Source organism: Streptomyces sp. NPDC007162, assembly GCF_040634175.1.
Classification (GTDB): domain Bacteria; phylum Actinomycetota; class Actinomycetes; order Streptomycetales; family Streptomycetaceae; genus Streptomyces.
This window is the reverse complement of record NZ_JBEYFC010000014.1, coordinates 20,300-40,449: the sequence shown is the minus strand read 5'-3', so window position 1 is coordinate 40,449 and position 20,150 is coordinate 20,300. Positions and strand designations below refer to the sequence as shown.

The 20,150-nt window shown below is 72.2% G+C and carries 12 protein-coding genes and 3 pseudogenes; 10 read left to right on the top strand and 5 right to left on the bottom strand.

The genetic code is table 11. From position 1 onward, the window contains the following. Positions 1–538 precede the first annotated feature (538 nt). Positions 539–3,367, top strand: a complete 2,829-nt coding sequence (locus tag ABZ646_RS03320) for a right-handed parallel beta-helix repeat-containing protein (RefSeq protein ID WP_360512429.1) — start codon at positions 539–541, stop codon at positions 3,365–3,367. A 296-nt stretch (positions 3,368–3,663) separates the two neighbouring features. Here the strand turns inward: ABZ646_RS03320 and ABZ646_RS03315 are convergent, their stop codons facing one another. Next, positions 3,664–5,073: a recombinase family protein gene (locus tag ABZ646_RS03315; RefSeq protein WP_360512427.1), complete on the bottom strand. Its 1,410-nt coding sequence runs from the start codon at positions 5,071–5,073 to the stop codon at positions 3,664–3,666. 142 nt (positions 5,074–5,215) lie between these two features. Between ABZ646_RS03315 and ABZ646_RS03310 the strand changes: the two are divergent. From ABZ646_RS03310 to pip, 6 genes and pseudogenes are all read left to right on the top strand, one after another. Continuing rightward, positions 5,216–5,377: pseudogene (locus ABZ646_RS03310) on the top strand (antibiotic biosynthesis monooxygenase); the annotation flags it as partial. A gap of 184 nt (positions 5,378–5,561) precedes the next feature. Then, positions 5,562–6,674 carry a substrate-binding domain-containing protein gene (locus tag ABZ646_RS03305; RefSeq protein ID WP_360512425.1) on the top strand — a complete coding sequence of 371 codons (1,113 nt, stop codon included), beginning with the start codon at positions 5,562–5,564 and terminating at the stop codon, positions 6,672–6,674. A gap of 33 nt (positions 6,675–6,707) precedes the next feature. Then, positions 6,708–7,487 (top strand): ATP-binding cassette domain-containing protein, encoded by a 780-nt coding sequence (locus ABZ646_RS03300; protein WP_360512423.1) that lies wholly within the window; start codon positions 6,708–6,710, stop codon positions 7,485–7,487. Continuing rightward, positions 7,484–8,686, top strand: a complete 1,203-nt coding sequence (locus ABZ646_RS03295) for a sugar ABC transporter permease (RefSeq protein ID WP_360512421.1) — start codon at positions 7,484–7,486, stop codon at positions 8,684–8,686. The genes ABZ646_RS03300 and ABZ646_RS03295 overlap by 4 nt, the downstream gene beginning before the upstream one ends. Before the next feature lie 405 nt (positions 8,687–9,091). Then, positions 9,092–11,545 (top strand): SpoIIE family protein phosphatase, encoded by a 2,454-nt coding sequence (locus ABZ646_RS03290; protein ID WP_360512419.1) that lies wholly within the window; start codon positions 9,092–9,094, stop codon positions 11,543–11,545. Positions 11,546–11,981: 436 nt separating this feature from the next. Continuing rightward, positions 11,982–12,962: a prolyl aminopeptidase gene (gene pip, locus ABZ646_RS03285; protein WP_360512435.1), complete on the top strand. Its 981-nt coding sequence runs from the start codon at positions 11,982–11,984 to the stop codon at positions 12,960–12,962. A gap of 125 nt (positions 12,963–13,087) precedes the next feature. Here pip and ABZ646_RS03280 read toward each other — a convergent pair. Then, positions 13,088–13,411, bottom strand: a pseudogene (locus ABZ646_RS03280) (TetR/AcrR family transcriptional regulator); the annotation flags it as partial. A gap of 12 nt (positions 13,412–13,423) precedes the next feature. Further along, positions 13,424–14,578: an NAD(P)/FAD-dependent oxidoreductase gene (locus ABZ646_RS03275; protein WP_360512417.1), complete on the bottom strand. Its 1,155-nt coding sequence runs from the start codon at positions 14,576–14,578 to the stop codon at positions 13,424–13,426. 91 nt (positions 14,579–14,669) lie between these two features. Between ABZ646_RS03275 and ABZ646_RS03270 the strand changes: the two genes are divergently transcribed. Further along, positions 14,670–15,473 (top strand): TetR/AcrR family transcriptional regulator C-terminal domain-containing protein, encoded by an 804-nt coding sequence (locus ABZ646_RS03270; RefSeq protein WP_360512415.1) that lies wholly within the window; start codon positions 14,670–14,672, stop codon positions 15,471–15,473. Between the two features lie 29 nt (positions 15,474–15,502). Beyond that, positions 15,503–16,378 carry a PhzF family phenazine biosynthesis isomerase gene (locus ABZ646_RS03265; protein WP_360512413.1) on the top strand — a complete coding sequence of 292 codons (876 nt, stop codon included), beginning with the start codon at positions 15,503–15,505 and terminating at the stop codon, positions 16,376–16,378. Between the two features lie 309 nt (positions 16,379–16,687). Here ABZ646_RS03265 and ABZ646_RS03260 read toward each other — a convergent pair whose 3' ends face one another. Continuing rightward, complete coding sequence (locus ABZ646_RS03260) at positions 16,688–17,542, bottom strand: LLM class F420-dependent oxidoreductase (RefSeq protein ID WP_360512411.1); 855 nt, start codon at positions 17,540–17,542, stop codon at positions 16,688–16,690. A 255-nt stretch (positions 17,543–17,797) separates the two neighbouring features. On the opposite strand from ABZ646_RS03260, the pseudogene ABZ646_RS03255 reads away from it, so the two are divergent. Next, positions 17,798–18,880 (top strand): annotated as a pseudogene (locus ABZ646_RS03255) (right-handed parallel beta-helix repeat-containing protein); the annotation flags it as partial. Positions 18,881–18,934: 54 nt separating this feature from the next. Here ABZ646_RS03255 and ABZ646_RS03250 read toward each other — a convergent pair. Next, positions 18,935–19,987, bottom strand: a complete 1,053-nt coding sequence (locus ABZ646_RS03250; protein ID WP_360512409.1) for a chitinase — start codon at positions 19,985–19,987, stop codon at positions 18,935–18,937. Positions 19,988–20,150 lie beyond the last annotated feature (163 nt).

Here is a 20,150-nt window from a genome sequence, read left to right as displayed (position 1 = left end):
CCAGGCGGGCGGCCGGGGCGCCCAAGGTCCCCACCCATAACCAGACCAACGACCCAACTGGCCACCAGTCACGGCAAGCACCGTTGCAGTGCTAAGGCGTGTTGTGAAAGTGGATCTTGACGCTGGTACTGGTGCTGCTGCCCCGGCTGCAGGCACGCCGGCTCGCGAAGATCAGCGTGCTGCGCGGTGAGTTCCGGGTCCGGGTGGACGATTCCGGTGCGGGTCACCACGGGCGACACCCCGACGATCGTGGGGTGGGGGTCGCTGCCGCGCTATGCGGAGACGGCCGAGCTGTTCGTCATGCTCAGCACCGACATGAACGCCACAGGACTCACCATGCTGCCCAAGCGCGGCATCCAGGCCCCGACCGACGCCGACCGGCTCCGGACGGTACTTGACCGCCGTGCAGCGGTCTTCCGCGCGAGGGGCGGCCTGACCGAACACGTTCAAACGGATAGACGATCAAGGGCAACGCAAGACCCCCTCTTTGTGATGCCGGTGCCAGACTGCGCCTCCGTACACCTGATCTATTGGGGGAATGGTGGGCTCGTCACGCTTCGTCGCCTTGGCCGCGAGCATGCTGGTCATCGTGGGCGTTCTGGCCGGAGCGCCGGCCGCTGCGGCGGACACCGGGCAGCCCAGGACGTTGTACGTGCAGGACGTCGACTGGTGCAGCGACACGGGCCCGGGCACGCAGGGCGTGCCGCTCTGCTCGGTGCAGGCCGCCGCCGACGTGGTTGTGCCGGGCCAGACGGTCGACATCGTCGGCCCCCCGCGCCACGGCGGGAGGGTGACCCTCACCCGGTCCGGCACTTCCTCCGCGCCGATCACCTTCCAGGGCGTCTCCTCCGACCCCATCGGCACCTCGGCCGCCCTGATCCTGCCGCCGCTCCTGGGCGGAACGATCACCCTGTCGGGCGTGCACGACGTCCACGTCTCCTACCTCCAGCTGGACCACACCACGACCGACGCCGTCGACGTCAGGGGCTCGCAGGACGTGGTGCTCGACCGTCTGTTCATCGCCCAGCAGGGCCCCCAGGACGGGACCGAGGCCACCGACGGGGTCTCCGTCGACGGCGCCTCGTCGGATGTCACCGTCTCCCGCAGCCAGATCTACGACAGTCACGGGAACGCCGTCCAGGTCGCGTCCGGCGCGCACGACGTCACCGTGACGACCAACGAGCTCGAAGGCAGCAGATACGCCGAGATCGCGGTCAGCGGCACCGCCACCGCGGATCTGACGGGCAACACGCTGGACGACGCGTGCGGGCCGGGCCTCACCATTGACGGCGGTTCCTCCGCGACGGTGGAGAACAACGTCTTCACGGGCGCCGGGCACGGCACCGTCTGTCCCGCCCCGACGGCCCCCGTGTTCTCCGCCGCCGCCGACTCGGCGGCCTCCGTGACCGCCGACTACAACGCCTTCGCGCCCGGCAACGGCCGGACCGAGTACTCCTGGGGCGGCATCGGCTACACCACGGCCGCCGCCTTCACCGCGGCCACCGGCCAGGGCGCCCACGACCTCGACCACGTCGGCTACGCATACCCAGACGCCACGGACGAGAACTCCCCGGTGATCGACTCGGCCGACGCCGATGCGCCAGGCGAACTGGCCACCGACGTGAACGGCACGCCCCGGGTCGACGACCCCCTCGTCGCGGACACCGGCACCGGCGCCCATACGACGTACGACCGCGGGGCCTTCGAGCGGCAGGACACCCTCTCCGCGCTCGGCGGTGCCACGCCGTCCAGCGGTATTGGCCCGCTCAGCGTGTCGGTGACGCCGGGCAGCGCGAAGCCCGGCTCCTGGGGTCTGCCGCAGACGTACACGGTGGACTTCGGCGACGGCAGCCCGGCCGTCACGGACGCCTCCGGGACCGTCACGCACACGTACACCACCCCCGGCGTCTACGCGGAGAAGGTCACCGTCACCGACGCCAACGGGTCCAGCGCGACCCGGACGGCGAAGGTCACCGTCGGTACGGCGACGCCCCCGGCCACGTCATTGACCGTGAGCCCGGAGATCGCCCAGGGCACCGTCGACGCGGGAACCGCCTCCCTCACGCTCGACCACTCGGACAACTGGGAGCTCGCCTCGCGCACGATCTCCTGGGGCGACGCCTCGTCCAGCAGCGTGCCCGTCACCGCGGGAGCCACGGGGCATGACTACGAGCCGTTCAGCAGCTACACGCTGACACTGACGCAGACCGACATCTTCGGGCGTACCGCCACCGCCACCGCCACCTTCCGGCCAGCCGACTCCTACACGCCGCTGACGCCGCCGGAGTACGACTACCAGGGCACCGTCAAGGCCCATGGCCTCCTCGACCTCACCAGCAGCACCCTGCACACCGATTCGAACGGCGTCGACGCGGCCGCCCTGAGGGTCACGGTCACCGGCGGCACCGCGGGCGGCTATCTGACCCTCGATCCGTACGGCACCACGCGGCCGTCCGTCTCAGCTCTGAACTTCGCCGCGCACCAGACCACCGAGAACGGCATGACGGTCAGGACAAGCCCCTCCGGGGACGTATACCTCTTCAACGGCAGCGCGGCCTCCATCAGCGTGAAGGTCGTCACCGCCGGGATCTTCAGCCACGCCCAGTACGGGCACACCTACACGCCCGTCACCCCCGTCCGCGTGCTCGACACACGAAGCGGCACGGGTGGCGTCACCGGCCCGGTGACGTCCGGGAAGTCGATCACAGTCAGTGTCGCCGGGACCCACGGCATCCCGGCGGACGCGGCGGCCGTCGTCCTCGACGTCCAGACGACGAGCGCCCAGGCGTCCGGATCGCTCAGTGTCACCTCGCACGGCATGGCGGACTCGGCCGTCACCACGTCGTACTGGGCCAAGGGGCAGACGGTGTCGAACCTGACCGTCGTGCCGCTCGCCGACGGCAAGGTCGTGCTGCACAACAGCAGCAGCGGCTCCGTGCAGATGGTCACCGACGTCTTCGGCTACGCCGACGCGACCGGCACCGGTTCGGTCTACCTGCCGTCCACGCCCACCCGGATCCTCGATACCCGGAACGGCACCGGAACCGGTGGCCGCATCGCCAGACTCGGGGCGCACCAGACGCTGAAGCTCAGGTTCAGCGGCGTCCACGGCATCCCGTCGTCCGGCACTACGGCCGCCGACCTGGTGCTGACCGCCGTCAGCCCCGCCACCGGCGGCTACCTGACCGCCTGGGCCGACGGAACCACCCGGCCGGGTACGGCGAGCCTGGACTACGGCACCGGGCGGACGACACCGAACGAGATCACGCCCCCGGTCGGCTCGGACGGGTACGTCGACATCTACAACGGCGGCTCGGCGGCCGTGAACGTCCTCGCAGACCAGTACGGCGCGTACGTGGCCCAGTGATGCCGCAACCGCCGACAGGCCGCCTCCGCCAGGGGGTGTGGGTGGGCGAAGCCCCCCGCCCCGCGCGGGCGGAGCCCGCGCAGAAACGACGAAGGCGCCTCGGTGCTGGATTACTCGTTGGATGTACGCATCTCGGCGTCGTAGTTGTCGAGTGGCCACGGCCGTGGCCCGCGTGATGTCGTCGGGTTGGCGAATGCCCGACCCGCCGGCCGCGGCGCACCCAACAATGAAGGCTCACCCAGCTCCGTACCCAGGAGAATCTCACTACCCACTTCCGCAACAGGCCCTGGCCCGAGCTAGGCGTCGTCCTCCGTCCGGAAGAGCGGGGTCAACCTCGTCTGGACCGGCCTGCGGCGGCCGATTGCCGGGCTGACCAGCACCGCTGTAAGTGTCTGCTCCACGTACGCCCGCTGTTCCGGCAGGGTGAGGCCGTCCCACTCCGCGCGCAGGTCGACCGGCTTTCCGTGTGCGGCGGTCTGCTGCTTGATCCACCGGTTGCGATCTCGCGTCAGCCGCCGTTCCTGAGCCGTGAGTTCCTGGAGCATGGCGAAGTAGCGCTCTTTGGTGAGCAAGCATTGTTGGCGGGCCTCCTTGGCCTCCTCGATGTCCTCACGGACACGAGCAAGCCTCTCTTCGCCGTCCCACTCACGCGGCGCGGCCTCGGCCTGGCGGGCTGCTGCTTCCTCCTCGTACTTGGCGATCACAAGCTCTGTCACCGCCTTGTCGGCCTCGGGGCCGGGGATCTTTGTTCCGGCGCCGCACCCGCCCTGCCCCTTGTCCGGACATGCGTAGTAGAAGAACCCTTCGGGTTTGTTGGCGCTCTTCGGGGCCTTCATCGCTCGATGGAGAGCGCCGCACTCGTCCTTGTCGCAACGGAGAGTCCCGGTCAAAAGGTACTTGCGGGAGTTGTGCCCGTTGCCGGGCTGCATGTTCTCGCCGATGACTTCGAGCAGGGCTTCCCACTGCTCGACGGAGATGATCCTCTCCCACTGCCCGCGCACCGGTTCGCCATCGTCCCCGTAGACGATCTCCCAGCGTTCGTTCTCGGTTCCCGTGTCGGGGTTGAGAACGCGTACCTTGCGTGAACGGATTCCACAGATACGCGGATTACGCAGCACCATCTTGAGCTTGGTGGGGTTCCACGTGCTTCCACGCGGCGTCGTCACCCCGGTCTCGTTCCAGCGGACCGGGTAGGCGCGCACGGGAGCACCACCGAGGATGCCGTGTGCAGCTTCCCGTAGGAGTTTTGATTCGGTCGGGTGCAGGGTCCGCTTGTCGTCCAACCAGCCGAACGGCCGTGCTCCCCCTGTCGGGATCCCCTCACGCTCCAACGCCCTGTGCTTACGCCGTACGCGCCTGGCCGTGTCGGTGGACTGCTTGTTGCTCATCGCCACGACCACGCGCGCCGTGGCTCGCCCGTTCTCCGTGAGGAGGTCAAGGCTGCCGTTGATGTCGATGACGGGCCGGCGGTGACGCTCCACCACGTCGATGGCGTCTTCAAGGTGCCGGTTGTCGCGTGTCAGGCGGTCGATGTCGTAGACGATCAGGCCATCAAGGCTCTGGCCGTCGGGCGTCCGGCCGGACTTGAGGTCTTCCAAAGCGCCTTCGAAGACGGGGCGGACCACTCGGTAGACCACTCGGCCGTCCGGCAGGCGGACACGCTTCTTGCGCCATGCCGAGGTGTCCGGCTCGTAGTAGATGTGCACGCAGGTGCCGCCGTGCCGCGCGATCTAGTCCCGGCCGTCTCGCTCCTGCTCCTTGGTGCTCTTGATGTCGCGGCCGGTCATGGGGCCGCGTCGTTGGGCGCCGCTCTCGGACGGTTCGCCTGCGGGCTCGTCGTCGTCCTCGTACACGCGGTGGCGCGACGAGGAGTCCTTCCAGGCGTGGATGGAGGGGCCGATGAAGACGGCGCACCAGGGGGGTGCCGAGGGTGAGCGGCCCAGGCCGGCGGCTTCCGGGTCGACGCTGTGGTCCTTCGAGGTGGTGCAGTCCGCGGGGCCCAAGGGCTGACCCGGCCACGCTTCCGGGGCCGCTGGTACCAGGCCCCGGAGGTGTTCTTCGGCGGGCCGTTCGCCGTCGGTGGCCACGTCCGGCCGGCCGGGCGTTCAGGTGGAGGGCGGGTGACGGTCCGACCGGCTGATGTCAGACTCCTCTTACGGGGCGAGTCAGGACGAAACACCCTAAGGAACCGGTCATGGGTCTCGGCGTCGGGCCTGCGGGCGCGCAGCGCGGATTCCTCGCCCGTGCCTGCGTGGCGGTCGCGGTCGGGGCCGGGCTTGTGCTCAGCGGCGCCTGCGGTGGCGGCGGCGGGAGTGGAGGCGACCGGCTCAGCGTCGGCGTACTGCTGCCGGGCGGCGGGGCCTCGCGGTTCGGGCAGTTCGACCGGCCGCTCATCGAGCAGGAGCTGAAGCGGCTGTGCCCGCACTGCCCGGCGCCGGTCGTCGCGGCCACCCCCGACGCCGACGTCCAGCAGCAACAGCTCCAGGCCCTGATCACCCGGCGCGTGAACGTCCTGGTCGTGGCCGCCATCGACCCCAAGGTGCTGCGCTCGTCGGTGGAGGCCGCACACCGGGCCGGCATTCCGGTCGTCGCCTACGACCGGCTCGCCCAGGGCCCGATCTCCGGCTACGTCACCTTCGACGGCGCGACGGTCGGCCGGCTCCAGGGCCGGGCGCTGCTGACCGCCATGGGCAAGAAGGCGGACGGCGGCCGGATCGTCATGATGAACGGCGCCACCTCCGACCCGAACGCCGGGTGGTACGAGCGGGGCGCGCTCTCCGTCCTGCGGGGCAAGGTGCGGATCGGCAAGTCGTACGACACCGCGGGCTGGCGGCCGGAGAACGCCTACACCGACATGACCGGTGCCATCGCCGCCCTGGGCGCCGGCCGTATCGACGGTGTCCTCGCCGCCAACGACAGCCTCGCCGGCGCGGTCATCTCGGCACTGGACGCCAGTGCGGTCCGGCCGCTGCCCCCGGTGACCGGGCAGGACGCGGACCTGGCGGCCGTACAGCGGATCGTGGCGGGCCGCCAGTACATGACCGTCTACAAGCCCTACCGGGCCGAGGCCGCCGCCGCGGTCCGGATGGCCGTCGCCCTGGGCCGCGGCGACCCGGTCACCTCGGTGGCCACCGGCACCGTGGCCGGCCCGACCAGGAGGAAGATCCCGTCGGTACTGCTGCCGTCGTACCCGGTGACAGCCGGCACGATCAAGGACACGCTGGTGACGGACGGTATATACCGTATCGACCAGATATGTACGCCTAAACTCCGGTCCGCCTGCGCCAAGGCGGGACTCACCCGATGAGCCCGCTCCACGGGTGAGGGAGGTGGTGGCTCCGTGGTTCAGCCCCTGCTGGCGCTGCACGGCGTCTGCAAACGGTTCGCTGCCGTCGAGGCGCTGGTGGACGTCGACCTGGAGATCAGGGCCGGAGAGGTGGTCGCGCTGGTGGGCGGCAACGCCGCCGGGAAGTCCACGCTGGTCAAAGTGATCTCCGGGGTCGTGACCCCCGACAAGGGCACCATCGAGTGGGAGGGCCGCGCCGTCCAGATCAAACGCCCGCACGACGCCCGTTCCCTCGGCATCGCGACCGTCTACCAGGACCTCTCGATGTGCGGGAACCTCGACGTCGTCGGCAACCTCTTCCTCGGCCGGGAGATCCACCACCACGGCATCCTGGACGAGGCGGAGATGGAGCACCGTGCCCGCGAGGTCCTGCGGATACTGCCCCTGCACATCCCCGACCTGCGGGCCCCGCTCGCCACCCTGACCGGCGGCCAGCGGCAGGTCGTCGCGATCACCCGGTCCTTCCTCAGCGAGCCCCGCCTGCTGCTCCTCGACGAACCCACCGCCTCCCTCGGCCTCGAACAGGCCAACCAGCTCCTCGACCTGATCGAGGACCTTCGCGACCGAGGTGCCGGGGTGCTGCTCATCAGCCACAACATGGGGGACATCAAGGCCGTCGCGGACCGGGTCGCCGTGCTGCGCCTCGGCCGCAACAACGGCCTCTTCAACGTGGGGACCACCTCCCAGGAACAGATCATCGGCGCCATCACGGGGGCGGCGGACCACTCCGGCCGGCCCCGCCGCCCGGCCGACCCGGAGGAGACCTGGCCGTGAGGGGCGGGTACCGGGGCCGGCTCACGGCGTCCGCGGGCACGGCGCGCCGACGGCTGCGCGAGGGCGGCCTCGGACCGGCCCCGGTGCTGCTCGCCCTCGCCGTGATCTGGGCGGTCTTCCAGGGCCTCAACGCCAACTTCCTCTCGCCGCGCAACCTCTCCGTGCTCAGCGTGGACATCGTGGGGACCGGGACGGTCGCCGTCGGGGTCGTCTTCGTCCTGCTGATCGGCGAACTCGATCTGTCGGTGGGTTCGCTGGCCGGTCTGTCGGGTGCCCTGTTCGCGACGCTGAACGTGAACCAGGGGATGCCGGAGTGGCTCGCCGTGCTCGTCGCGGTGGCGGCGGGTGCCGCCGCCGGCGCCTTCCACGGGTTCGTGTACACCAAGACCGGGGTGCCCGCCTTCGTCGTGACCCTCGCGGGACTGCTGGCCTGGGACGGTCTGATGCTCTACCTGCTGGGCCCGGAGACCTCCATCGGCTTCAGCGGGGACGGTCTGGTCGCCGCACTGACCAGCCGGTACTTCGGCGCCGCGGCCGCCACCTGGGGCCTGGCGGTGCTCGGCACGGCGTGCTACCTCGGGGCCTGCCTGCGCGACAGCGGACGGCGCGCCGCCCTCGGGCTGCCGCACCGGCCGACGGGCGTCATCTGCGTCCGCGCCGCGCTGCTCGCGGTGGTCGCCTTCGCCGTCGCGTACGTCCTGTCCCGCTTCGAGGGCCTGCCCCTCGCTCTTCTGATCTTCCTCGTGGTCCTCGTCTGCTCGGATCTCCTGCTGCGCCGCACCTCCTACGGGCGGCAGGTGCTCGCCCTCGGCGGTGGCGCGGAGGCCGCCCTGCGCGCCGGGGTCCCGGTGGCGCGGGTCCGGATCTCGGTGTTCCTGGTGTCCGGGGCGCTGGCCGCGGTCGGCGGGCTGTTCGTCGCCTCCCGGCTCACCTCGGCGACCCCGGCTCCCGGCTCCGGCATGCTGCTGGTCAACGCGATCGCCGCCGCCGTCATCGGCGGCACCAGCCTCTTCGGGGGCCGCGGCTCGACCTGGTCGGCGCTGCTGGGCGTCCTCGTCATCCAGTCGATCGCCTCGGGCATGGCGCTCCTGGGGGTCCAGCCCGCGGTCCAGTTCATGATCACCGGCGGCGTCCTGCTGATCGCGGTCGTCTCCGACGCCCTGACCCGCCCTGGGGCGTCGCCCCGGGAACGGGCCTAGCGGCCACACGGGCGGGCGTACGCCCTTGACGAGGCGCGGGGTGCGGCCGGGGGGACCGGCGAGGGCCGGCCACTGGCCGAGGGCTGCCGGCCACTGGCGAGGGCTGTGGGCCAGGAACCGGCAGGGATCAGCCACAGGCCGGCGGGCGGGCCGGGGACCGCAGGGCCGGACCACTGACCGGCGGAGCCACGCCACCGCCCCGGCGGGACCCTGCCGGGGACCCGGCGCGACCAGCGGACAGCGCGAGGAGTGGATCTTCGACAGCAGGAGCCATGTCTTCCTCGGCGAGCGCTCGTCCGTCTGCACCGACTGGAGGGGCCGGGGGCCGCTCGCCGTCGGTTGAGCGGAGAAGGACGCGGCGGGATCCTTGGAGCGGGTGCGGGTACCCGGACACCCGGAGGCACCATGGACGCACGCGTACCGGAGGACCTGGCGGTCGTCGTCGACGCCGGCGGGGCGGTCCTCGTGTGGAGCGCCGGTGCCCGGCACCTGCTCGGCTACGAACCCGCCGAGGTCGTCGGCCGACCGGCCCGGACCCTGCTCGCCGGGCGCCTGCCCCCGTCCGCGCGCCGCCACCTCGCCGCCGGGAACCGCTGGTCCACCGAGGTGGCGCTGCGGCACCGCAACGGCGACCGGGTCGTCGTACGCCTCCAGGGCACCCCGCTGGCCGCCGGGCCCGGCCGGCCGCTCTGGCTGGTGACCGGCGCGGCGCGGACGGCCGTGAGCGGACGCGGCGAGGCGGGGGCGGCGGCCCTGTGGGACCTCACGCTGGCCCAGCTGCCGATGCCGGTGGCGATCTACGACCGGGACGCCCGGCTCGTCACCGCCAACGAGGTCATGACCCGCATCATGGGCCTGTCCGTCGCGGAGATGCGCGGCCTGACCCTGCGGGAGATCGAGCCCAGACCGCCCTTCGACGAGTACGACCGCCTCCAGCGGGAGGTGCTGCGCACCGGACAGAGGGTCTTCCACGAGCAGCACGGCCAGGCGCCCGGCGAGACCCGCGAGCACGCCTGGTCGATGTTCTTCTCCCCGCTGAAGGACGAGACCGGCGCGGTGCAGGGCATGTCCGCGGTCGTCTTCGACACCACCGAGCAGTACTGGGCCCGCCGCCACCTGGCCGTCCTCAACGACGCGAGCATGCGCATCGGCACCACCCTGGACGTGGTCAGGACCGCCGACGAACTGGCCGAGGTGGCCGTCGGCCAGTTCGCCGACTACGTCACCGTCGACCTGCTGGAGTCCGTCGCCCTGGGCGACGAGCCGGAACCGCTGCCGCCGGGCCGGTCCCTGACCGTACGCCGTACCGCGCAGCGGTCGGTCCTGCCGGGCTGCCCGGAGTCGGCGGCCGCCCCCGGCGACCCGGTCCACTACCCGGTGGACACGCCCCCGATGTGGGCCCTGACCGGCGGCCGTGCCACCCGCAACAGCCCCGGCGACCCCGGGATGCGGGAGTGGATCGCCGCCTCCCAGGCCCGCGCCGACGCCGTCGCCCGGCACATGATCCACTCGGTGCTGATGGTGCCGTTGCGCGCCCGGGGCGTCACCCTGGGCCTGGTCCACTTCCTGCGGCACCGTACGTCCGAGTCCTTCACCGAGGACGACCAGCGGCTCGCCGAGGAGATCGTCGCGCGGGCCGCGGTGAGCGTGGACAACGCCCGCCGCTACACCCGCGAGCGCCGCACCGCCCTCGCACTCCAGCGCAGTCTGCTGCCCGGGCCGCCGCCGGGCCTCGCGGCCACCGAGGTGGCGTACCGCTACCTGCCCACCGGCTCGGGTGCGGACGTCGGCGGCGACTGGTTCGACGTGATCCCGCTGTCCGGCGCCCGGGTCGCCCTGGTGGTCGGCGACGTGGTCGGCCACGGCGTCGGCGCGTCCGCGACGATGGGGCGGCTGCGTACGGCGGTACGGACCCTGGCGGACGTGGACCTCGCCCCCGACGAACTCCTGACCCAACTGGACGACCTGGTCATCCGCCTCGACCCCGAGGAGGCCCCGGTGTTCCCCGGCCACCCGAGGGGAGCCGGTGGGGCCGGTGGGGCCGGTGGGGTGGGGGCGGGTGAGGCGGGGGCGTCGCTGGGGGAGGTCGGTGCGACCTGCCTCTACGCCGTCTACGACCCGGTGAGCCGCCGCTGCACCATGGCCAGGGCCGGCCATCCGCCGCCGGCCCTGGTCACCCCCGACGGCCACGTGCGCTTCCTCGACCTGCCGGCCGGCCCCCCGCTCGGTCTCGGCGGTCTCCCCTTCGAGTCCGTCGAGGTGGACCTGCCGGAGGGCAGCCTGCTCGCCCTCTACACCGACGGTCTGGTCGAGGCCGCCGACCACGACATCGAGGTGGGCCTGAACCTGCTCCGCGGGGCCCTCGGCGGCCCGGCCGTGCCCCTGGAGGACATGTGCGACCAGGTACTGCGCACGGTCCTGACCGACCGCCCCGCCGACGACATCGTGCTCCTGCTGGCCCGCACGTCCGCCCTGGACACCGCGAGGGTGCGCACCTGGCAGCTCCCGCAGCACCCGGCGGCGGTCGCCGGGGCCCGCAAGATGGCCGGCGAACAGCTGGAGGCCTGGGGGCTGACGGACGCGGCCTTCGCCACGGAACTGATCGTCAGCGAACTGGTCACCAACGCGGTCCGCTACGGCGAAGGCCCCATCGCCCTCCGCCTGATCCGCGACGCGTCCCTGATCTGCGAGGTCTCCGACGGCAGCAACACGGCCCCCCATCTGCGCCGCGCCCGGGTCTACGACGAGGGCGGCCGGGGCCTGCTCCTGGTCGCGCAGCTCTCGGAACGCTGGGGCAGCCGCCAGACCCCGACCGGCAAGACGATCTGGGCGGAACAAACGCTCCCCGCGCCGGCGTGAACACCTGACGTCAGTGGGCCGGTGTCGCCATGAGGGCCTACCGCGCCGGCGGCTGGGCCCGGTTCGCGGGCGGTGGGTCGGTGCTGGTGCAGGCCGCGCCGCGATGTGTCGGTGGCGGCCCGGGCGCGGCGCGGACGGGGGGCTGTGGTGCTGCTCGTCGTGGCACTCGTCGGGCGGGTGGTCCTCCGCCGGATCGGCCGCCGCCGTACGGTCGGGCGGGCGCGGTGGGGCCGGATCGTACTGATCGTCGACGCCGGGCTCGGCACGCTGTGGGGAGCGGCGGACGACCTGGTCTCGCACGCGCGGTACCACGTGCTGCGTCCCGTGGGTCCGGGAGGCCGCAGGCCGTGGTGCGGGAGACCTCCTCTTCCCGAGCCCCCTTCCAACTCTGCTGGTAGACATGACTGTTCACTCACTCGGTCAGCAGGAGAGCGCCATGCCCGAGCAGTTCCCGCCCGTCGAACCGTACGCCCGTGGGCTCCTCGAGGTCGGTGACGGGCAGCGGATCTACTGGGAGACCAGCGGCAACCCCGACGGCAAGGCCGCCCTGTGCGTGCACGGCGGCCCCGGTGGCGGCGGGCGCCGTCACAGTCGCCGGATGTTCGACCCCGAGGTGTACCGGATCGTCCTCTTCGACCAGCGCGGCTGCGGCGAGAGCCTGCCGCACGCCTCCGACCCGGCGGTCAGCCTCGCCGCCAACACCACCGACCACCTGATCGCCGACATGGAACGGCTCCGCGAGCACCTGGGCGTCGACCGCTGGCTCCTCTACGGCGGCTCCTGGGGCTCCACCCTGATCCTCGCCTATGCCGAACGCCACCCCGAGCGGGTCTCCGAGATCGTCATCCAGGGTGTCACCATGACCCGGCCGGAGGAGACGGACTGGCTCTACCGGGGTGTCGGACGTCTGCTCCCCGGCCCCTGGGAGGCCTTCCGCGACGCCGTGCCGGCCGCCGACCGCGACGGTGATCTCGTCGCCGCCTACGACAGGCTGCTCAACAGCCCTGACGACGCGGTCCGGGCCGCGGCCGTCCGCGCATGGGTGACCTGGGAGGACGCGGTCATCGCCCACGAGACACTGGGCAATCCCGGTGCGTACAGCAACCGGCCCGACGACGCCCTGGTGGCCTTCGTCCGCATCTGCGCGCACTACTTCTCCCACGACGCCTGGCTCGAGGACGGCCAACTGCTCCGGGAAGCCCACCGGTTGGCCGGTATCCCCGGGGTCCTCATCCACGGCCGTCTCGACATCGGCAGCCCGCTGAAGACGGCCTGGGAACTCGCCAAGGCCTGGCCCGACGCGGAGCTCAAGGTGATCGACGACTCGGGCCACACCGGCAGCCCCACGATGCGGAACACGATCCTCGCCGCCCTCGCGCGGTTCGGGGGAAACGGGGGTGGCGGAGAGCCGAGGTGACTGCGTGACGGGGTGACGGCCGGCGGCGGCGCAGGGCCGGGTCGAGGTACGGCGTCGGGGCGCCGTGTTCGTTCACGGGGCCGGGTCGAGCGGGTCGTCCAGGATGCCGGCGAGACGGTCGGACCGCGCCGGGCACGGCACACGGCGATGGCGCCCTCCACCGAGGCCACGACGGGGGTGACCACCTCGGGGGCCAGGAGCGCGGGCGGGACCTCGTCACCCGGCGGTGGCTCCTCCACGGGGACCGCCAGTACGGGACAGCCGGCCCGGAAGTCGCTCCGTACGACGATTCCGCGCCACAGGTCGAGGAAGGCACGCAGCCCGGCGACCGGTCCGGCCGCCGGCTCCTCGGTCAGCAGCCGCTCGACGGCCGTACCCGCGAACCGCACCGCCTCCGTGGCCCGCTGCTGCTTGCCGTCGGGGAAGCAGTGGCTGGCGCTCCCCTCTGGCCATGACGCTCGTCATGCTCCAGGGCGGCCTCGGTTCACGGGGCCGCCGTCGGCGGTGAACATGGCGATCAGGCCGTACGGCGTGTCGTCGCCGAACATGAGCTCGTGGAGGCGGACGGTGTCCTCGGCCTCCGCGGCGCTGCGGGCGAACATGGCCGGCTCGTACACGGCGAGCGCCGCCTCCGGGTCGTCGGGGTGCGCGGCGAGGGCCCTGCCGAGTTCGGCGCCGTCGTACATGGCGAGGTTGGCGCCCTCGCCGTTCGGGACCATGAGGTGGGCCGCGTCGCCGAGCAGCGTCACCCCGGGCAGCCGGTCCCACCGGTGTCCGGCGGGCAGGGTGTGGAGGGGGCGCAGGACCGGGGCGGTCTCGCCGTCGGTGATCAGCGCGGTCAGCTCGGGGGCCCAGCCGTCGAACTCCGCGGCGATCCGCGCGCCGGCCGCGGTGGCGTCGGTGAAGTCGATCGCGGCGAACCAGTCCTCGGACCTGCGCAGGGCGACGTAGGTGTGGAGGGTCCCGCCGTCCTCCCGGTGGGCCTGGATCCCCTTGCCGGGGGCGAGGGCGAACATCCCGCCGCCGCCGACCGCCTTGGCGGCGGCGGGGTGCCGGGTGTCGGCGTCGAAGAGGTAGGTCTCGACGAACGACATGCCGGAGTACACGGGTGTCGCGGCGGAGAGCAGCGGGCGGACCCGTGACCAGGCGCCGTCCGCGCCGACCAGGAGCCGCGAGGTGACGGTGGTGCCGTCGGCGAACGTCACCTCGTGGCGGCCGGAGCCGAGGGCCCGTACGCCGGTGGCCTTGTGACCCCAGCGGACGGTGCCCGCCGGGAGGGAGTCGAGCAGCATCCGGCGCAGTTCGCCGCGCAGTACCTCGGGGCGGCCTCCGGTGCCGTCGTCGGGTTCGTCGTGCAGGACGGTCCCGTCGGGGGCGAGGGCCCGGGTGGCCTCGCGGCCCTCCAGGACGAGGGCGCGGAACTCCTGGAACAGGCCTGCCGTCCGGAGGGCCGACTGGCCGTTGTGCTCATGGATGTCGAGCATCCCGCCCTGCGCGCGGGCCGACGGGGAGGGTTCGGCTTCGTAGACGGCGGCCGGGATGCCGTGGACGTGCAGGACACGGGCGAGGGTGAGGCCGCCGAGTCCGGCTCCGACGATCGTGACGGGGGTGGGCATGAGGCTCCTTCGGCACGCGGATGGAACGTCGTTCCAGTCTGGAACATCGTTCCATGTTGGAACGGCGCTCCAGTCATGTCAAGATGGGCCCATGCCACCCCGCACACGCCGGCCGCAGCGGCGCACGGATGCGCTCTCCCGCGAGCGCATCGTCGAGACCGCCGTCGAACTGCTCGACACCGCGGGCGAGACCGGGCTGACGTTCCGGGCACTCACCGAGCGCCTCGCCACCGGGCCCGGGGCGATCTACTGGCACGTGGCGAACAAGGGCGAGCTGCTCGGCGCGGCGACGGACGCGGTGGTCGCCGCGGCGGTGACACCGGGACGGTCCGAGCCCACAGCAGCTGCGGAGCCCACCGGGTCCGCGGAACCCGCGGCCGACACCGCCGGGTCCCCGACCGCCCAGACCGCCCCCGGCTCTCCCCAGGACAGGATCCGTCGCGTCGCGCTCGGTCTCTTCGATGCCATCGAGGCGCACCCGTGGCTCGCCCCCCAGCTCGCGGCGCAGCTCTCCCGCACGCCCTGGGGATCGGTGACGCCGCGGATCTTCGAGAGCGTCGGCCGTCAGGTCCGCGCGCTCGGCGTGCCCGAGGGCAGCTGGTTCACGGCCACCTCGGCCCTGGTGCACTACGTCCTCGGCGCCGCCGGCCAGAACGCCGTGAACGCCGCGCACGGCCGCGCGCTCGGACCCGGCCTGGACCGCGCCGCGTTCCTCGACGCCACGTCGACGGCGTGGGAGGAACTCGACCCCGACGACTACCCGTTCACCCGGGCCGTCGCGGCCCAGGCCCGGGACCACGACGACCGCGAGCAGTTCCTCGCCGGGATCGACCTCATCCTCACCGGCATCACCGTCACCGCGGCCGGCCACACCCCCGCCCGCGCCGAGGAATAGCCGCCGCGCGGCCCCACGTTGCCCCGGTCATGACGACGAACGCGCCACGCCCCGAGGTACTGCGCTACACCGCCTTCTCCGGCACCCCCGACGGCGGCAACCCCGCCGGGGTCGTACTGGACGCGACCGGCCTGGACGACGGTGACATGCTGGCCATCGCCGCCGACCTCGGGTACTCGGAGTCCGCGTTCCTGACCGCGCCCCCGGACGGTCTGGCCGACGGGTCGGAACGGGCCTACCGCATCCGTTACTTCAGCCCCAGGGCCGAGGTGCCGTTCTGCGGGCACGCCACCATCGCGACCGCGGTGGCACTCGCCGAGCGGACGGGCCCCGGCGAGCTGGTGTTCGCCACCCGCGCCGGCACGGTCCCGGTGACGGTGACCGTGGAGGGCGGCGCGGTCCGGGCCACGCTCACCAGTGTCGACCCGCACACCGAGGAGATCTCCGCCGCCGACCTCGCGGAGGCGCTGGCCGCGCTCGGATGGCCGGCTGCCGATCTCGACCCCGCCTTCCCGCCCCGCATCGCGTTCGCCGGCGCCCGCCATCTCGTGCTCGCGGCGGCGACCCGGGCCCGCCTCGCCGACCTCGCCTACGACTTCGCGCGCCTCGAAGCCCTGATGCACCGCCTGGACCTGACCACGGTCCAGCTGGTGTGGCGGGCGTCGGCCACCGTCTTCCATGTCCGGGACCCGTTCCCGGTCGGCGGGGTCGTCGAGGACCCGGCGACCGGTGCGGCGGCCGCCGCGTTCGGTGCGTACGCCCGTGAGCTCGGCCTGGTTCCCGAGGACGCGGTCCTCACCCTGCATCAGGGCGAGGACCTGGGCCGCCCCGGCGAACTCACGGTCACCCTGCGCGCGGGCGACCCCCGTGTCCGGGTCAGCGGCACCGGCGCCCGCATCGGCTGAGGCCCCTGCCGGGCAGCGGTTCCGGCGCAGATCCCCCGACCTCCCCGCCGGAACCGGCCCCTGCTCCCGCCCTCCGACCACGACGGGCCGGTCCACCGCCGCCCGCCACTACCGTCACGTCGGCGCAGGGTCCGGCGGGCCCGCCCGCACCGGCCCCCACTCGATCCGAACGGCAACCGGCCCATGCCGGCACGCGGTTGCCGTAACACCCCGGCGGATCCCCGGCGGATCCCCGGCGGATCCCCGGCGGACGACAGACGGCGGTTCCTCGCCGCCTCTCCCCGTCGGTCGCTCCCCGGAGCGCGCCCGCTACCCGGCCACCAGCCCCAGTGCCGACGCCAGTTCCCGGTACGCCGGGAGGGGGTCGGTGTCGTCGGGGTGTACGAGTTGCAGGGCCACGTGGTCGGCGCCCGCGTCCAGGTGGGCCCGTAGGCCCCGCGCCACCTGGGCCGTGGTGCCGTGCAGGAGCAACGCGTCGAAGAGGCGGTCGCTGCCGCCGTCCGCGAAGTCGGCGTCGTCAAAGCCCAGACGGCGCAGGTTGCTGACGTAGTTCCCCAGCCCCAGGTACATGCCCAGGGTGGCGTCGCCGACCGCGCGGGCCCGGGTACGGTCGTTCTCCAGGACCACCTTCTGCTCGGGTGCCAGCAGCGGTCCCGCACCCAGGATCCCGCGCGCCTGCCGGGTGTGTTCGGGGGTGACGAGGTAGGGGTGCGCGGCCGCCGTGCGCGCGCCGGCCAGGCGCAGGACGCGGGGACCGAGCGCCGCCAGCGCCCGGCGTGCCACCGGTACGCCACCCTCGTCGAGGACGTCCAGGTAGTCGTTCAGCGCCTGGTACGGCCGTACGAACTCCTTGGTCGCCTCCGGGTGTCCGGCGCCGACGCCCAGCAGGAAGCGGTCCGCGTGACGTTCGGCGATGCGCCGGTACGCGCGGGCGACCCGGTCGGCCGGGTTGGACCAGATGTTCACGATGCCGGTGGCGACCACCAGCCGTTGCGTGGCGTCGAGGAGCCGTTCGACCACCGCCAGGTCCGGGTCGGTCACGTTGCCCAGCCAGAGGGTGCCGTAGCCGAGCCGTTCCACCTCGACGGCCACCTCGGGCCCGGTCTTCGAGTGGCGCCAGACACCGACGGCACCAAGGTCGATCTTGTCCGTGATCTCGGTCATACGACGCACAACCGGAGGGCCTTGACGCGTATTCCGTCACCCCGTCGATCACATCTCTGAATTTTCTTTACATCCGTGAACCTTGACGCGCCCACGACACGCTTCTAGCTTCCCTTAGAAAGCGCTTACCGCGCCCTCTGGGAACGCATCCGAACGGAGACAACGATGCACGTGAGACCAGTCATCACGGCCGTCGGCCTGGTCGCCGGCACGCTCGTCGCGCTGTCCGGCACCCCCGCGCAGGCCGCGTCCACGGTGCTGTACGTATCGCCGAGCGGCACCGACAGCGCGGCCGGCACCCAGTCCGCGCCGACCACGCTCACCTCCGCGATCAGCCGGATCGCCGCCGGCGGCACGATCTACGTGCGCGGCGGGACGTACAACTACGCCGCCACGGTGACCATCCCGGCCGGCTCCGACGGCACCGCCGGCGCCCGCACCACGCTCTCCGCCTACCCGGGCGAGACCCCGGTGTTCGACTTCTCGGCGCAGAGCGAGAGTTCGTCCAACCGGGGCATCCAGCTCTTCGCCGACTACTGGCACCTGTACGGACTCACGGTCGAGCACGCCGGTGACAACGGGATCTACGTCGGCGGCAGCAACAACGTCGTCGAGCGGACGGTCACCGCGTACAACCGCGACACCGGCCTCCAGCTCGGCCGGATCTCCTCCACCACGCCCAGCAGCGGGTGGCCCGCGAACAACCTGATCGTCAGTTCCGAGTCGCACGACAACGAGGACAGCGGCGGCGAGAACGCGGACGGGTTCGCGTCGAAGCTGACCACCGGCACCGGGAACGTCTTCCGGTACGACGTCTCGCACAACAACATCGACGACGGCTGGGACCTGTACACCAAGACCGACACCGGCGCGATCGGCCCGGTCACCATCGAGTACTCGCTCTCCTACGGCAACGGCACCCTGACCGACGGCACACAGAACGCGAACGGTGACCGCAACGGCTACAAGCTCGGCGGCGACGCCATCGCCGTCAACCACGTGGTGCGGCACGACATCGCCTACGGCAACGGACACCACGGGTTCACCTACAACAGCAACCCCGGCACGATGGCCGTCTCGAACAACGTGGGCATCGACAACGCCGAGCGCAACTTCTCCTTCGACAAGGGCACCTCGGTGTTCCGCACCAACACCTCGTGCCGCTTCTCCGTCAGCGGCTCGAACGACAAGACCGTCGGCGACGCCGACAGCTCCAACCAGTTCTGGACGGGTACGAACGGCTCCCGGTGCTCCTCCTACGCGGGCGCCCTCGGCTGGTCCTTCGCCTCCAGCGGCAAGCTGAACGTCACCTTCGGCGGCAGCGTCGTGAACCCGTAGCCCGGCACGGCCCGGGTGTCCACACCCTGTGGACACCCGGGCCGTCCGCGCGGCCTACCGGCGCGCCCCGGTGAACCGGGCGAAGGTGTGGCTGAAGTACCAGGGGTCCTGGGGGATTCCGGAGCAGGAGTCGGAGCCGCCGGTGCCGACGCAGGTGCCGTTGTCGCGCTGGAGGGCCCAGAAGGAGAGGGTGTCGATGCCCTGGGCGGCGGCCCAGCGTGCGACCTGCGCCCCGTTGCCGGTGGTGAAGGTCTCCGCGGGGCCGTAGTCGTCGATGCCGGGCATCTCGGTGACGCCGACCGTGCCCCACAGCTGCCGGGGGCTCTGGTGCGGGTGGAGGGCGTGGAGTTGGGCGTACAGACCCTCGGCCGCGGTCTGCGTGTCGGCGGCCATGTCGTGGGCGGCGCCGTCGTAGTAGTCGAAGGTCATGATGTTGACGACGTCCACGCGCGCGTGGTTGGCGACGGCGTTCTGGAGGACGGCGAGGCCGTCGGCCTCCAGGCCCTTGGTGGTCGTCGGCAGGGTGTAGGAGAACTGGAGCGGCCGGCCGGTGCGTCCGGCCCAGCGCTCGGCCTCCGCGACGGCCTTGTTGCGCCGGTCGATCCCCGCGGTGTTCGCGAGGGAGTCCGCCTCCACGTCGAGGTCGATGCGGGAGATGCCGTACGTCGTGGCGAGCTTCTCGTACACCCCGGCGATGGCGTGCACGTCGGTGCAGCTGTCGGCGAGTTCGGTGCCGGTGGTGTCGGCGCTGTAGCCGCCGAAGGAGGGGATCGCGCCGCCGCCGCGGGCCCGGAGGGCGGCGATGTCGGCGCCGAGGACCGACGGGTCGACCGGCCGGGTGGGGTCGCCGTTCCAGTCGGCCGTGCAGGAACCGGCCTCGGGGGCCTGGAGGAAGGCGAGGGTGAGGTACTTGTTGCCGGAGTCGGCGGCGAGCGCGGCGGGGCTCTGGCCGGTCCAGGTCTCGACGTAGGGGGCGGCGACGTGCGCGGGCACGGGCCGCGCGACCGGGGAGTGCGGGGCGGCGTGCGCGGCGCCGGACCCGAGGGCGACGAGCGCGGCGGACAAGGCAGTTGCCGTCAGGGCGTGCAGGGCACGGGTGCGTCTCATGGACGCCCATGTTTGGACTAGACCAATTAACTGTCAAGGTTCTTTACAACAGCTCGCCCCGATCACTTCCGGCCAAGAATTTTCGAGCGAAGATTTGAACTGAACATAAGAGAGTCATTAGTGTCTGTTGCCCCGAACCTCTGCTCGGAAGGAGTTCGCCTCC

Coding starts and splice junctions, on each gene's coding strand:
- ABZ646_RS03320 (WP_360512429.1), top strand. CDS start 539: ATGGTGGGCTCGTCACGCTTCGTCGCCTTGGCCGCGAGCATGCTGGTC.
- ABZ646_RS03305 (WP_360512425.1), top strand. CDS start 5,562: ATGGGTCTCGGCGTCGGGCCTGCGGGCGCGCAGCGCGGATTCCTCGCC.
- ABZ646_RS03290 (WP_360512419.1), top strand. CDS start 9,092: ATGGACGCACGCGTACCGGAGGACCTGGCGGTCGTCGTCGACGCCGGC.
- pip (WP_360512435.1), top strand. CDS start 11,982: ATGCCCGAGCAGTTCCCGCCCGTCGAACCGTACGCCCGTGGGCTCCTC.
- ABZ646_RS03275 (WP_360512417.1), bottom strand. CDS start 14,578: ATGCCCACCCCCGTCACGATCGTCGGAGCCGGACTCGGCGGCCTCACC.
- ABZ646_RS03270 (WP_360512415.1), top strand. CDS start 14,670: ATGCCACCCCGCACACGCCGGCCGCAGCGGCGCACGGATGCGCTCTCC.
- ABZ646_RS03265 (WP_360512413.1), top strand. CDS start 15,503: ATGACGACGAACGCGCCACGCCCCGAGGTACTGCGCTACACCGCCTTC.
- ABZ646_RS03260 (WP_360512411.1), bottom strand. CDS start 17,542: ATGACCGAGATCACGGACAAGATCGACCTTGGTGCCGTCGGTGTCTGG.
- ABZ646_RS03250 (WP_360512409.1), bottom strand. CDS start 19,987: ATGAGACGCACCCGTGCCCTGCACGCCCTGACGGCAACTGCCTTGTCC.